Origin of the sequence: Streptomyces sp. NPDC051172, from assembly GCF_040682555.1 — a bacterium.
GTDB lineage: Bacteria > Actinomycetota > Actinomycetes > Streptomycetales > Streptomycetaceae > Streptomyces.
On record NZ_JBFBBE010000445.1, the window covers coordinates 1 to 1,106 of the forward strand.

Sequence of the window (1,106 nt, forward strand, 5' to 3'; positions counted from 1 at the left end):
ATCGGCTTGCCGTCCGAGAGCTCGCGGAGCTGCTCGATGAACTTGACCATCTCGCGCGGGGTGCGGAACGCCGAGTGGGACGCCGGGGACAGGCAGTCCCTGTCCATCGGGATCTCACGGGCCTCGGCGATCTCGGGGGAGATCTTCTCCTTGGGCAGCATGCCGCCCAGACCGGGCTTCGCGCCCTGGGAGATCTTGATGGTGATGCCCTTGACCTCCGGCAGCAGCGCCTTCTCGGCGAACTTCTCCGGGCTGAAGGTGCCGTCCTCGTTGCGGCAGCCGAAGTAGCCGGAGCCGATCTCCCAGAACAGGTCCGCGCCGTTGCCGCGGTGGTACTTGGTGAGGCCGCCCTCGCCGGTCTCGTGGATGAAGCCGCCCAGGCCCGCACCCTTGTTCATGGCGATAACGGCGTTGGCGGAGAGGGAGCCGAAGGACATGGAGGAGATGTTCATCAGCGAGATGTCCACGGGCCGGCGGCAGTCCGGGCCGCCGATCCGCACCGTGGGGGGCTCCTCCGGCGGGTTGACCGGGGCGGTGGAGTGCAGCAGGAACTCGTAGCCGATCTCCGAGGTGTCCCGCTCGGTGCCGAACGCCTTGTGGCTGTCCAGTCCCTTCGCACGGGCGTAGACGATCGAGCGGGTGTCCCGGTCGAACGGCTTGCCGTCGAAGTTGCGCTCGATGAAGTACTGCTGGATCTCGGGGCGGATCGACTCCAGCAGGTACCGCATGTGACCGAGCACGGGGTAGTTGCGGAGGATCGCATGCCGCTTCTGGGTCATGTCCCACACGGCGAGCACGAGCAGCGCCACCAGGAGGACCGCCAGCACCCACCACGCGCCGCCGCCGATGGCGGCCACCAGCACGACGACGAGCGCGGCCAGCGAGAGGGTCGCGACGATCAGGAGTCTGTTGTTCACCCGACCATCGTGCCCTATATCACTCGAACGTTCATCCTCGCCGCACTGCGTCGAGGTCCCACGCGTGGGGCAGGGGCGTCCGGGTCGACGGCAGGGCCACGCTGCGCCGCCACTCGTGCAGCCACTCCGGCAGCGTCGGCTCCCCCGCGAGGTCGTGGCCGGCCGCCGCCGCGATCGCCCGGATCTCGT

General features: G+C 68.6%; 1 protein-coding gene. It reads right to left on the reverse strand.

The genetic code is table 11. The features are described from left to right. A partial coding sequence (locus AB0N07_RS51830; protein WP_365848062.1) for an FMN-binding glutamate synthase family protein occupies positions 1–917 on the reverse strand: 917 nt, incomplete at its 3' end. Positions 918–1,106: the final 189 nt, after the last annotated feature.